Source organism: Nonomuraea composti, from assembly GCF_012034275.1.
In the GTDB taxonomy this organism is placed as follows: Bacteria; Actinomycetota; Actinomycetes; order Streptosporangiales; family Streptosporangiaceae; genus Nonomuraea; species Nonomuraea composti.
In genome coordinates this window covers 103,478-116,388 of the sequence record NZ_JAATEP010000028.1, presented here as the reverse complement: position 1 = coordinate 116,388, position 12,911 = coordinate 103,478, and the positions used below count along the sequence as shown (strand labels likewise).

Annotated in this window: 12 protein-coding genes; 10 read left to right on the top strand and 2 right to left on the bottom strand. The window is 71.2% G+C overall.

Annotated elements, in window-relative coordinates; translation table 11 throughout:
- Positions 1-7 precede the first annotated feature (7 nt).
- Positions 8-775 (bottom strand): GntR family transcriptional regulator, encoded by a 768-nt coding sequence (locus tag HCN51_RS33655; RefSeq protein ID WP_168015119.1) that lies wholly within the window; start codon positions 773-775, stop codon positions 8-10.
- A 112-nt stretch (positions 776-887) separates the two neighbouring features.
- Here HCN51_RS33655 and HCN51_RS33650 point away from each other — a divergent pair, with 112 nt between their 5' ends.
- The 8 genes from HCN51_RS33650 (at position 888) to HCN51_RS33615 (ending at position 8,838) form a co-directional block, all read left to right on the top strand.
- Complete coding sequence (locus HCN51_RS33650) at positions 888-2,042, top strand: ABC transporter substrate-binding protein (RefSeq protein ID WP_168015118.1); 1,155 nt, start codon at positions 888-890, stop codon at positions 2,040-2,042.
- Entirely contained in the window at positions 2,039-2,863 is an 825-nt protein-coding gene (locus HCN51_RS33645) for an ABC transporter permease (protein WP_168015117.1), read from the top strand. The genes HCN51_RS33650 and HCN51_RS33645 overlap by 4 nt, the downstream gene beginning before the upstream one ends.
- Positions 2,851-3,702: an ABC transporter permease gene (locus HCN51_RS33640; protein WP_168015116.1), complete on the top strand. Its 852-nt coding sequence runs from the start codon at positions 2,851-2,853 to the stop codon at positions 3,700-3,702. Before HCN51_RS33645 ends, HCN51_RS33640 begins: the two co-directional genes overlap by 13 nt.
- On the top strand, positions 3,699-4,790 hold the full coding sequence (locus HCN51_RS33635; RefSeq protein WP_168015115.1) for an ABC transporter ATP-binding protein: 1,092 nt from the start codon (positions 3,699-3,701) through the stop codon (positions 4,788-4,790). Before HCN51_RS33640 ends, HCN51_RS33635 begins: the two co-directional genes overlap by 4 nt.
- Entirely contained in the window at positions 4,780-5,445 is a 666-nt protein-coding gene (locus HCN51_RS33630; RefSeq protein ID WP_168015113.1) for an HAD family hydrolase, read from the top strand. Before HCN51_RS33635 ends, HCN51_RS33630 begins: the two co-directional genes overlap by 11 nt.
- Positions 5,446-5,458: 13 nt before the next feature.
- Complete coding sequence (locus tag HCN51_RS33625; RefSeq protein ID WP_240973508.1) at positions 5,459-6,490, top strand: AAA family ATPase; 1,032 nt, start codon at positions 5,459-5,461, stop codon at positions 6,488-6,490.
- Between the two features lie 73 nt (positions 6,491-6,563).
- On the top strand, positions 6,564-7,088 hold the full coding sequence (locus HCN51_RS63090) for an RloB family protein (protein WP_428981560.1): 525 nt from the start codon (positions 6,564-6,566) through the stop codon (positions 7,086-7,088).
- Positions 7,089-7,206: 118 nt separating this feature from the next.
- The gene (locus HCN51_RS33615) at positions 7,207-8,838 is read left to right on the top strand and encodes a serine/threonine-protein kinase (protein ID WP_346433880.1); all 1,632 of its coding nucleotides are present in this window, start codon (positions 7,207-7,209) and stop codon (positions 8,836-8,838) included.
- A 246-nt stretch (positions 8,839-9,084) separates the two neighbouring features.
- Here HCN51_RS33615 and HCN51_RS33610 read toward each other — a convergent pair whose 3' ends face one another.
- Entirely contained in the window at positions 9,085-9,621 is a 537-nt protein-coding gene (locus tag HCN51_RS33610; RefSeq protein WP_346433879.1) for a TetR/AcrR family transcriptional regulator, read from the bottom strand.
- Positions 9,622-9,742: 121 nt separating this feature from the next.
- On the opposite strand from HCN51_RS33610, the gene HCN51_RS33605 reads away from it, so the two are divergent.
- Together HCN51_RS33605 and HCN51_RS33600 are read left to right on the top strand one after the other, a co-directional pair.
- Entirely contained in the window at positions 9,743-11,635 is a 1,893-nt protein-coding gene (locus tag HCN51_RS33605) for an ABC-F family ATP-binding cassette domain-containing protein (RefSeq protein ID WP_346433882.1), read from the top strand.
- Between the two features lie 268 nt (positions 11,636-11,903).
- On the top strand, positions 11,904-12,794 hold the full coding sequence (locus HCN51_RS33600; RefSeq protein WP_168015103.1) for a Vgb family protein: 891 nt from the start codon (positions 11,904-11,906) through the stop codon (positions 12,792-12,794).
- The last annotated feature ends 117 nt before the right edge of the window (positions 12,795-12,911 follow it).

The window sequence follows — 12,911 nt, the reverse complement described above, 5'->3', positions numbered from 1 at the left end:
CGGGCGCTTATGACTCGAACATATGTTCTCCGCCGCCGAAACGCAAGTCGCCGGCCTGCCTCACGAGCGGGTTGGCGCCGATCGAGTTGCGGATGCTGAAGGCCACGCTGCCTGCGCGGTAACGGTCGTCGGAGGTCTCCACGGGGCGGCCCTCGTACGTGGTGGTGGTCCTGCGCTGGCGCAGCAGCGGGCTGCCGCGGCGCACCCCCAGCAGGCGGGCGTCCCGGGCCCCGGCGGGCACCGCGTCGATGAGGTGTTCCCCGTAGGCGAACACCAGGCCGATGGACGCGTACAGCGCCTCGGTGACCGACTCGCAGTCGGCCGGCAGCCCCTCGACGGCGCCGGCCACCCAGTCCGCGTACACCGTCCGCTCCAGCAGCACCGGCTCGCCCTCCAGCGTGCGCACCCGCAGCACCTCCAGCACCTGCGCGCAGCCCAGCCGGGCCGGCTCGGTGCCGCGGGCGGCCCGGCGGCGCTGCTCGATCACCTGGCCGCCGTAGCGGTAGCCGTTCGCGCGCGCCCACTGGGCGAAGCTGTGCAGCTCCGCGAAGCTCTGGCTGCGCGCCCTGCCGAGCACGATCCGCCGGGCGCCCTGCCGGGAGCCGACCAGCCCCTCGGCGGCCAGCACCGCGATCGCCTGGCGGACGGTGCCGCGGGCCGCGCCGTGCCGCTCGGCCAGCTCCGCCTCACTCGGGAGCTGGGAGCCGACCGGGTGCGCGCCCGACAGGATCTCGCCCCGCAGCTCATCGGCGATCCGTTCATAGCGCGCAACCATCCCCGATCCTTCCCATTCATGAAAGAGCAACATTGATGCGACTAACTGGTGCTCGCTTGTTTGTACAAGTTCCTTTACGTTCTTGCCACACCCCCTGGAAAGTGGAGGCGTCGTGTTCACACCTCGCGCCCGTGCGGCCGGCGTTGTCGCAGTCCTCACCGTTGTCACCGCGGCGTGCGGCGCCGCCCCGAGCACCCAGCAGACCACCCGGGCCTCGCAAGGCGGCGTGAACGCGGCCACCGCGACCTCCGCGGCCGACTTCGGCGGCCTCGACAAGCTCGTGGAGGCGGCCAAGAAGGAAGGCAACCTGCACGTCATCGCCCTGCCGCCCGACTGGGCCAACTACGGCGAGATCATCGAGAAGTTCCAGGCCAAGTACGGCATCAAGATCGAGAGCGAGACGCCCGACGCGGCCAGCGCCGACGAGATCAACGCGGTCAAGACGCGCAAGGGCCAGGACCGCGCCCCCGACGTGCTCGACCTCGGCCAGTCGTTCGCGATCAGCGGCGCCGCCGAGGGGCTGTTCGCGCCGTACAAGGTGCAGACGTTCGACAAGATCCCCGAAGGCCAGAAGGAGCCCACCGGGCTCTGGGTCAACGACTACGGCGGCTACGTCTCCATCGGCTGCGACGCCAAGCAGATCAAGACCTGCCCCACGAGCTTCGCCGACCTGCTCAAGCCCGAGTACAAGGGCAAGGTCGCGATGAACGGCAACCCCACCAAGGCCGGCTCCGCGTTCGCGGGCGTCTACGCCGCCGCCATCGCCAACGGCGGCTCCTTCGACGACATCCAGCCCGGCATCGACTTCTTCAAGAAGCTCAAGGACGCCGGCAACTACAACCCCGTCGAGACCACCCCCGCCACCATCGAGAAGGGCGAGACCCAGATCAGCATCGACTGGGACTACAACAACGCCGCCTACGCCCCCCAGATGGCCGCCAAGGGCATCGACTGGAAGGTGAACGTGCCCTCCGACGGCAAGTACTTCCAGATGTACGCCCAGGCCATCAACAAGGACGCCCCGCACCCCGCCGCCGCCCGCCTGTGGCAGGAGTACCTCTACAGCGCCGAAGGCCAGAACCTCTACCTCAAGGGCTTCGCCCGCCCCGTCCTGCTGCCCGCGATGACCGCCGACGGCACCGTGGACAAGGCGCTGGCGGCCAAGCTGCCCGCCGTCGAGGGCGAGCCCGAGTTCCCGACGACCGAGCAGGTGGACGCGGCCAAGGCCAAGCTGGCCGCCGGCTGGGACGCCGCGATCTCGGGATGAACCGCACCCGGTCACGAGGCTGGCTGGGCGCGCTGCCGCTGCTGGCGTTCTTCGCGCTCGTGTTCGGCGTCCCCGCCGTCGTGCTGGTGGCGGGGGCGTTCACGGCGCAGGGACGGCCCAGCCTCGCCAACCTGTCACAGAGCCTCCAGGGCGGCTACCTCAACGCCATGATCGGCAGCGTGCGGCTGTCGGCCGTCGTCGCGCTCCTCGGGGCCGTGCTCGGCACGTTCCTCGCGTACGCGATCGTCACCTCGCGCCGCACCCTGCTGCGCGAGGCCGTGCTGACCGCGTCCGGCGTGCTCGCCAACTTCGGCGGGGTGCCGCTGGCGTTCTTCTGGATCGCCACGCTCGGCAACTCCGGCGTGGTCAGCGGCCTCGTCGGGCTGCCCTCCGGCTCCCTCTACACGTTCTGGGGCCTGGCCCTGGTCTACCTGTACTTCTCCATCCCCCTCATGGTGCTGGCCATGGCCCCCGCCCTCGACGGGCTGCGCCCCCAATGGCGCGAGGCCGCCGCCAACAGCGGCGCCACCACCTGGCACTACTGGCGCTTCGTCGCGCTGCCCGTGCTGGCGCCCGCCATGCTCGGCGGCGTGGTCCTGCTGTTCGGCGGGGCCTTCTCCGCCTACGCCACCGCGAACGCCATGGTCGGCACCGTCGTCCCGCTCGTCACCCTGAAGATCGCCAGCGCGCTGACCGGCGACGTGCTGGTCGGCTACGAGAACATCGCGCTCGCCCTCAGCCTCGACATGGTCGTCGTCGCCGGGCTCGTCATGGCGATCTACCTGCCGCTGCAGAGGAGGACCTCCCGATGGCTGCACTGACCGGCCTCGAACGGGTCTCCGGCGCCGACACGCCACGCCCCCGGCGGGCCTGGTGGCGCGGCGCGGTGTTCCTGCTGGCCGGGATCTACTTCCTGGTCCCCCTGGGCACCGCCTTCTGGTACACGATCCACACGCCGGGCGCGGGCGTGTCCCTGTCCGCCTACGGAGAACTGCTCACCGCCGACGGCTTCGCCCGGTCACTGTCGCTCTCGCTCGGGCTCGCCCTGGCCACCATCGCGGTCGTGCTGCTGCTCGCGCTGCCCGCGATGCTGGCCGTGCGGCTCTTCGCGCCCCGGCTCCGCCCCGTCATGGAAGTGCTGTGCACGCTGCCGCTCGTCGTGCCGCCCATCACGTTCGTGGCCGGGATCGGCACCGCGCTGCGCGGCGGCACCGACCTGCTGGCCCCCACCCCGTTCTGGGCCACGCTGATCGCGATCCAGGACCCCGGGTTCCCGCTCGTGCTCGTGCTGGCGTACGTGGTGCTCGTGCTGCCGTTCGTGTACCGGTCGCTGGACGCCGGGCTGCGCACCATGGACGTGCGGACGCTGGTCGAGGCGGCCCGCAACCTCGGGGCCTCGTGGCCGTACGTGCTGGCCCGGGTCATCGTGCCCAACCTGCGCTCCGCCCTGGCCAGCGCGTCGTTCCTGACCCTGGCGCTGGTGCTGGGCGAGTACACCGTGGCGAGCCTGCTCGGCTACCAGCCGTTCGCGGTGTGGATCGTGACCGTGTCCGGGTCCAAGGGGCAGCTCTCGGTCGCGGTGTCGATCCTGAGCCTGCTGCTCATCTGGCTGCTGCTGCTCGCGGTGTCCACCGTTTTCGGCAAGGAGAAGGGGAAATGACCGCACCGGTAACGGGATCGTCCTCGGTGGAGTTCCGCGCGCTGCGGCGCACGTTCGGCAGGACCGTCGCCCTGGACGGCCTGGACCTGGTCATCGCCCCCGGCGAGTTCGTCGCCCTGCTCGGCCCCTCCGGCTGCGGCAAGACGACGGCGCTGCGCTGCGTGGCCGGGTTCGAGCGGCCCGACTCGGGCGCCGTCCTCGTCGACGGCAAGGACGTCACCGACGTGCCCGCCAACAAGCGCGACGCCGGCATGGTCTTCCAGTCCTACTCCCTGTTCCCGAACATGAACGCCCGCGACAACGTCGCCTTCGGCCTGCGCGTCCGCAAGGCCCCCGTGGCCGTCAGACGGGCCAAGGCGGACGAACTCCTCGCCCTCGTCGGCCTGCCCGACCACGCCGACCGCTACCCGCACCAGCTCTCCGGCGGCCAGCAGCAGCGCGTCGCGCTCGCCCGCGCCCTCGCCCTGGAGCCGCGCGTGCTGCTGCTCGACGAGCCGCTGTCCGCGCTCGACGCCAAGGTACGGGTGACGCTGCGCGAGGAGATCCGCCGCCTCCAGCTCTCCCTGGGCATCACCACCGTCTTCGTCACCCACGACCAGGAGGAGGCCCTGTCGATCGCCGACCGGGTCGCGGTGCTGCGCGACGGGCGGCTGGAGCAGGTCGGCACGCCCGCCGAGGTCTACGACCGGCCGGCCACGCCGTTCGTGGCCGAGTTCGTCGGCACCATGAACCACCTGGCCGGGCAGGTCACCGGCGACCACGTGACCGTGCTCGGCCAGCTCCTCCCCGTGGACGGCCCCGTTCCCGCGGATCCGTCCGTGGACGTGCTGATCCGTCCGGAAGCCGTCCAGGTCGTCCCGTCCGAGGACGGCCCGTCCGAAGTGCTGGCGGCCTCCTTCCGCGGTGCCTCCGTACGGCTGCGGCTCGCGGTGGAGGGCGGGGAGGTGCTGGCGGACGTGCCCGGCCACGAGGCCGCCCGGCTCGGCCCCGGCGCCCGCGTGGTGGTACGCCTGGTGGAGCGGCCCGTCCTCGTCGCGGCCCGCACCGTCACCGTCCCCGCCCCCGTCGTACCCGCCGATGCGGTCTGACCCGGCGCGACCCGAGGCGGCGCGGTCGGAGGCGGCGCGGACCGACCCGCCATGGCCTGGTCCGGCGGCTGTCCTCTTGGACATGGACGGCACCTTGGTGGACACCGAGGGGTCGTGGTGGCAGGCGGTCGCCTCCGTGGCCGGCCGCCCGCTCACCGCCGCCGACGCCCCTTTCGTCCACGGCCGCACCATCGAGGACGTCGCCGGCTACCTGGGCGACCCCGGCCTGACCCCCTGCCTGACCGGCGCCTTCGCCCAGCGCGTCGAACGCGACCTCACCGTCGTACCAGGAGCCCCCGAGCTCCTGGCGGGCCTGGCCGCGACCGGCATCCCCACCGCCCTGGTCAGCGCCTCCCCCCGGAGCATCGTGGACCTGGTGCTGCCCCGGCTGGACCACGTGTTCGACCTGGTGCTGGCCAACGAGGACACGCGGCGCGGCAAGCCGTGGCCGGACCCGTACCTGGAGGCGGCCCGCCGCCTGGGCGCCCCGCCGTCACGCTGCGTGGCCATCGAGGACAGCCCGGCGGGCATCGCGGCGGCCCGGGCGGCGGGCTGCCGCGTACTGGTGGCCTCACCGGAGCAAGGGCTGCCATCCTTGCATGCTGTATGCGCTTGGGAGGCCAGTTGCGGGGAATCCCTTCCTGAGGAGGCCTGACTCCCTGAGGTGGATGTCCGACGCGATCCGGCTGTCCCACACGCATTGGAAGCCGACCGGAGGGGTGCCGAGGCGACCGTTCAAGCTCTCTCCCTCAGAGCGGGAGACCCCGTCGTTCTTCGAGGTCGACTTCCTGCATGAAGGCGTCCGCTACTCCTACGGTTTCGAAGTCGATGACGAAGTGGTGCTCGGCGAATGGCTCAACACTTTTCCTCGAGGCCGCGTCAGAAAACTCTTCGACCGCGGCGGGCCGACCGACTTCACCTTCGGACGCGGCCTCGCCGGCGAGACACAGCGCATACGCAAGCTCACCCGCCCGAACTCGCTCTATCTCTCGTGCGCGGCGTCGAACAATCATCCGTTGCTCAGCGGCCTCTATGAACGCCTCACGTCCAGCGGCGCCTATTTCATCCAGCACGGCGAGTTGCACGAAAGGTTCCGCCTGGATGTCGTGAAGCACATCCTCGACGCGGAGTACGTGACGGACGACATCAACGAACTCCTTCGCATCGCGGACCTCGGCGTCGAGCGGATGGAGCTCGTGGAGACAGGCGCGCAGGAGAAGAAGGTGGTCCTGCGCCGGCAGATGGAAGACGCCCCGCCGCTGAGCCTGGAGGAGGAGAGTGCGGGGACGAGGGCGTGGCTCTCCCTGCTGGGGCACACACTGAGCATTCTGTACATCGGTGGCACCCTGCTCGCCGACGAGATCGACTCCAGCCTTCATCCGTTGCTCAGCTCGACGCTGATCCGGATGTTCAAGGACCACGACATCAATGGTCACGGCGCCCAGCTCATCTTCTCCTCGCACGACACCACGCTTCTCGGCTCCCTCCTCAATGAGGAGATCCTCGCCAGGGACGAGGTCTGGTTCACCGAGAAGGACGACTCCGGAGCCACGAGCCTCTACTCGCTCGCCGAATTCCACACCAGGCGTGACGAGAACATCGAACGTGGTTATCTGCAGGGCCGTTACGGCGCCGTGCCGTATCTCAATTTCGAGAGCATCCGCGAGATCTTCAAGAAAGGGCCCGTCCTAAAGCCATGAGCCCCAGGCGTAGCCCCCCGCGCCTTGACCGTCCCGTCGGCCGACGAACCCCGAAGAAACGTCTGCCCATCGTGTGCGAGGGCGAGGTCACGGAGGTCGAGTACTTCGCAGGCGTCCGCGATTACTTCCGCTCTCTCCCCGTGGAGATTCTCAACTGCAAGGTGATCGGTCTCGGACGGGACCCGGCGGCCATCGTCGCGTACGCCGTCCGGGAACGCGACAAAAGGACAAGGAGGCGCGTGCGCAGCGGGACGCCAACATCGCCTACGACGAGGTGTGGTGCGTCGTGGACGTCGACCAGCACAAGACTCTCGACCAGGCACTCGTGGAGGCCCGGAGAGGGCAGGTCAATCTCGCGATCTCTCTTCCCTGCTTCGAGCTGTGGATCCTCTATCACTTCGAGGATCACACAGCCGCCTGTGACCAGGAACGCATCAGGCAGCGGCTCAGGAAGCACATCAAGGACTACGACAAGCACCTGGGCCGGGATTTCCCTTCGTTCACCACGAGACAGCGCGGGAACGTGCCTGCCGGGCCGACCCTGAGCACTGCGAGCCCAACCGCAAGGGCACGAATCCCTCCACGAACGTCTGGCTGATCGTCGAAGCCATTCGCCGGTCAGGAAGACGTCCATGACCCTTGTCCCGGAGCCGCCGTACGCGTGTCGTCTCTCGGGGTCTGCGGCGGGAGACCCGGTATCGGTAAGCTTGCGCGGCGTGAGCGGTGAAACCTCCCACATCGGGCGCTACAGGCTGCTTGGCGTGCTGGGGCGGGGCGGGATGGGCACGGTGCATCTCGCCGAGGATGCCGCTGGGCAGCGGGTCGCCATCAAGGTGATCAACCCGGAGCTCAGCCAGCACGAGCAGTTCCGCATGCGTTTCCGCAGGGAGGCGGACGCGGCTCAGCGGGTGCGCAGGTTCTGCACGGCCGCCGTGCTGGAGGCCGCGCTCGACGGCGACCAGCTCTACGTGGTCACCGAGTACGTGCCCGGCCCCAACCTCGAAGAGGCCGTACGCCAGTCGGGCCCGTTGCGCGGCTCCAGCCTCGACGCGCTGGCCGTCAGCGTGGCCACCGCGCTCACCGCCATCCACGCCGCCGGGGTCGTGCACCGCGACCTCAAGCCGTCGAACGTGCTGCTGTCGCCCGTCGGCCCACGCGTGATCGACTTCGGCATCGCGCGGGCGCTCGACACGCTCGGCGGCGTCACCGGCACCGGCGAGATCGTCGGCACTCCGCGCTACATGGCTCCCGAGGTGCTGCGGGGCGATCCGGTCTCGCCGGCGTGCGACGTGTTCTCGTGGGGGACGCTGGTGGCGTTCGCGGCCAGCGGGCGGGCGCCGTTCGGCGGCGACACGCTGCCCGCCATCGTCTACCAGGTGCTCAACACCGAGCCGAACCTCGACGCCGTCGAGCCCGGCCTGCGCGAGTTGGTCGCGGCGGCGCTGCGCAAGGACCCGGCCGCGCGGCCCACCGCGCAGCAACTGCTGGACCATCTCGTCGGGCGGGCGGCCGCTCCCGAACAGGCGGCGCGGACCGTACAGGCCGCCTGGCAGACGACCCCCTTCACGGCGACCACCGCGCTGGGCGCGCGGCGGCCGCGGCGCGGGCTGCTGTACGGCGGGGTGGCGGCCGCTGCGGCCCTCCTGATCGCCGGGAGCGTGACCGCCTGGGCCGTGCTCGCGCCGAGCGGGCCGCCCGACGACATGGGCGTGCTCTACCGGGAGGACTTCACGCAGACCTCCGGCGGCTGGAACGGCATCTACGACCCGGACGAGACGACCAGCCAGGGATACCGCACGGACGGCACCTACGGGCTGGACGCGGAGGCGGACGACGGCTACGACGAGCGCTGGGCGAAGGCGCCCGTACCCTTCCTGATCAGCTCACCCACCGGCACGCCCGACCCGTCGGCCACCCCCACGCCGATCCTCCCGTCCTCGGTCGTCATCGCCGTCACCGCCGACGTCACGAAGGCGGTCGGGAGCGGCGAGTACGGGATCTACTGCCACAACTCCGACGATGACGACACCTACTACGAGTTCGGGCTGGACACGAAGGGCAACGCCAGGATCCGGCGCATCATGGACGGCGCGGGCGGGACGCTGGGCCAGTCCGTACCCGTGGCCGACCTGCCGGGCAAGGCGCGGCTGGTGGCCGCGTGCGAGCAGTCGGGCTCGACCGTGCGGCTGCGGATGTGGGTGAACGACGAGCTGGTGCAGGACGTCGAAGATCCGAACGGCATCGGCAGCGGCACCCTGGGGCTGTTCGCCCGTACGCCGGAGGACGGGAAGTCGTTGCTGAAGACGACGTTCGACGACTTCGAGCTGCGCGGCCAGAAGGAAACCTGACCCGCGCCCCTGGGCCGCGACGCCCAGCGGGCCGCCGGCACAGGTGGGGGCCTTCGCGGGACGTTCCGCGTTCGCGCCTTCGCGGGACGTTCCGCGTTCGCGCCTTCGCGGACGTTCCGCGTTCCCGCCTTCGCGAGGGACGCCCCCACACTCGCGCCTTCGCCGGGGGGGACACCCCATACTCGCGCCTTCGCGGGGGGGCGTTCCACATTCGCGCCTTTGCGGGGGCGTTTCGCGTTCAGATCTTCACAGGACGCCGGCGCGGGCGGCGGCCAGGGCCGCGTCGGCGGCGCGGTCGGCGTCGCGCTCGGTCACCGGCTCGTGCGCGACGAACAGCCGGTAGTAGACAGGCGCGACCGCCACCCTGATCACCTCGCTCGGGTCCACGACGTCGGGCAGCTCGCCGCGCGCGACCGCCCGCCGCACCACCTCGGCCGACTGCTCGTGCCGGGCCGCGAAGAAATCGTGCAGCGCCCGCGCGGCGGCGGCATCCTGTACGGCCGCCGCCACGAACGCCGACGACACCGGCCCCAGCTCGGGATCGGCGAACCCGCTGCGTACGAGCTGGACGACCCCCCGCAGGTCCCCTTCGACGGAGCCGGTGTCGGGGATGGGCCACGGCTCGTGGCTGGCCAGCTCCAGCGCGTCGGAGATGAGCCCTTCGATCCCGCCCCAGCGCCGGTAGACGGTCGTCTTGTGCACGCCTGACCGCTCGGCGACGTTCTCCACGGTCAGGCCCTGGTAGCCGCGCTCGGACAGCTCCGCGAGCGTGGCCCGCCGCACAGCGTCACGGACCCGCGCGCTCCGCCCTCCAGGGCGCTTGCTCGTCTCCAAAAACTACTCCAGTTGCGTTAGATCTCACCGTATGCCAAACTAACGCTACACGAGTTGCGATTGGAGCTCCATCCTGATCAGCGTTCATCAGGTCCACAAGTCCTACGGCGACCGGGCCGTCCTCACGGGCGTCTCGATGTCCGTGTCCGCGGGCGAGCGCGTCGGCATCGTCGGCGAGAACGGCTCGGGCAAGTCCACGTTGATGCGCCTGCTGGCCGGGGTCGAGCGGCCCGACGACGGCGAGGTCCGGGTGACCGGCGAGCTCGGTTACCTCGGTCAGACGCTCGGCCTGCCGCCCACCCACACCGTGCAGCAGGCCGTCGACGCCGCGCTGGCCGACCTGCGGGCCATGGAGCGCCGGATGCGCGAGCTGGAGTCGGCGCTGACCGAGGAGGTCATGCACGAGTACGGCGAGCTGCTCACCGCCTACGAGCTGCGCGGCGGCTACGAGGCCGACGCCCGCGTCGACCGGGCCTTCCACGGCCTCGGCCTGGCCCACGTGGGCCGCGACCGGCCGCTGTCCAGCCTGTCCGGCGGCGAGCAGGCGCGCCTCGGCCTGGCCTGCGTGCTGGCCGCCGCGCCGCGCGTGCTGCTGCTCGACGAGCCGACCAACCACCTCGACGCGCCGGCGCTGACCTGGCTCGAAGACCGGCTGCGCGAGCACAGGGGCGCGGTGGCCGTGATCTCGCACGACCGCGTCTTCCTCGACCGCGTCGCCACAGCGATCGTCGAGGTCGAGCACGGCTCCGTCACCCGCTTCGGCGGCGGCTACACCGGCTTCCTCGCCGCCAAGGCCGCGGCCAGGGCCCGATGGGAGCAGGCATACGCGGCGTGGTGCGAGGAGGTGCGGCAGGTCCGCGAATACGCCTCCACCACCGCCCACCGAGTGGCGGCCGGGCGCGTGATGCGCGACAACAACAAGATGGCCTACGACCGCAACGCCGGGCGCGTGCAGAGCTCGGTGGCCACCCGCGTCCGCAACGCCCACGAGCGGTTGCGCCGCCTGGAGGCCGACCCGGTCCCCCGCCCACCGGCCCCGCTCCGCTTCCTGGGCACCTTCGACCCGGCCCCGCCCCCTGCCGAGCCGCACCCCGCACATGCGACGGGCTCCGGAGCCCCCGTGCAGACGGGCAGGAGCACCACGGGGTCGCCGCCAGTCCGGCGAGCCGAGAGCACCGCCCGGGCCTCCTCTGGAAAGGCGGGCGAGAGCGCCACCCGGACCGCGCCGGGGAAGGCGGGCGAGAGCGCCACCTGCACCACACGCGCGAAGGCGGGCGAGAGCGCCGTCCGGGATACCGCCGGGCGGGCGGACGAGGACCGCGCGACCCGAAGGCCGGCTGGGCACGCGGGCTCGCATGCCGGTGCTCGCGTGCTCGTCGAGCTGCGCGACCTCCACATCGGTGACCGCCTGCACATCGACTCGCTGACGATCAGGCAGGGCGAGCGGCTCCTGGTCCGGGGCGCGAACGGCGCAGGCAAGTCCACACTCCTGCAAGCCCTCGCCGCCCAGGCCGAGCGGACCAACCGAACCCGCCTGGCCGAGGAGACCCGCCTGGCCGAGGGGGCCGATTGGGCTGGTTGCCGGGTCGGTTATCTGCCGCAGGAGGTGACGTTCGATCCCGATCAGAGCGTGCTGGAGGCGTACGGAGAGGGCTATGAGGACGAGCGGCGCGCGAAGCTGCTGAGTACCGGCCTGTTAAGGGCGCACACCCTCGACCAGAAGGTGGGCACGTTGTCGGTCGGCCAGCAGCGCAGGCTGGCGCTGGCCCGGCTGCTGGCGCGCCAGTACGACCTGCTGCTGCTCGACGAGCCGACCAACCACCTCTCGCCGGTCCTGGCCGAGGAGCTGGAGCGGGCCCTCGACGCCTACAGCGGCGCCCTCGTCCTGGTCTCGCACGACCGCGCACTGGTCCGCCGCTTCCGGGGGGCCGAGCTGGAGCTGGTAGGAGGCCGCGTCCGCTGACCAAGACCGCGGCGCACGCAGCCGCCCACGCACAGACGCCGCCCGCGCGGGCGTCGCACCCGGCCTCAGCACGGATGTACACCCTCGTGAGGCGTACGGGCAGCCTCACCACCCTCGTGAGGTGTGCGGCTAGCCTCACCACCCTCGTGAGATGTGCGGGCAGCTCAGCACAAGCGACCGCCCTCATGAGGCGTACGGGCAGGCCTCAGCACAAGCAACCGCCCGCGCGGGGTCACCCGCCGGACCAGAACGACAACCAGGGGGACATATGCATACCTTGACCGTGATCGACGCGGGCGCGCCCTACGGCATCGCCGCCGCGCCCGACGGTGCCTTGTGGTTCACGCTCGTCCATGAGGGGCGCATCGGCAGGATGGTGCCCGGGCAGGATCCGGTGATCCACCAGCTCGACCCGGCCGACGGCCAGCCGATGGTGATCACGCCGGGTCATGACGGGGCGATGTGGTTCACAGAGGGGAAGTTCGGTGAGATCGGCAGGGTGTGCCGCATCTCGGCCGACGGTGTGGTGACGGCGCACCAGGCGCCCTCCCCGTACGGGATCGTCGCCGGCCCGGACGGCGCCATGTGGTTCACCCAGATGCAGCCGGGTGCGATCGGCCGCATCGGGCATGACGGGGCGATGACGGGGTTCGCGGTGCCGGTGGAGGGCGGCGGTATGCCGTCCTTCATCACTGTGGGGCCTGACGACGCCCTCTGGTTCACCCTCAACCAGGCCAACGCCATCGGCCGCATATCGCTGTCGGGCGAGGTGACCGTCCACCCGCTCCCGACCGAGGGAGCCGGGCCGGTGGGCATCACGCTGGGGCCCGACGACGCCCTGTGGTTCGTGGAGATCGGCGCCGGCCAGATCGGGCGGATCGACACCTCCGGCAAGATCACCGAGCACCCGCTCCCCGACCGCTCCGCCCGCCCCCACGCGATCGTCACCGGCCCCGACGGTGCCCTGTGGTTCACGGAGTGGGCGGCGGGCCGCGTCGGCCGCCTCACCACCGACGGCACCTTCGACGTGCAGCCACTGCCCAGCGTTCCGGGCGAGGACGGCAACGAACGCAAGGCCGAGCCCCACGGGCTGACGGTGGGCCCTGACGGCGCGATCTGGGTGGCACTGGAGGCGGGAGCCCTGGCCCGCATCGGCTGACCCGTGACGGCGGGGAGGAGCACTTTCCGCCGCCAGGCCTGATGAGGGGTGATGGCGGGGGTCGGGCGCTCCCCTGCCGGGATCTGATGAGGGCGTTGACGGGGGACGGGCGTTCCC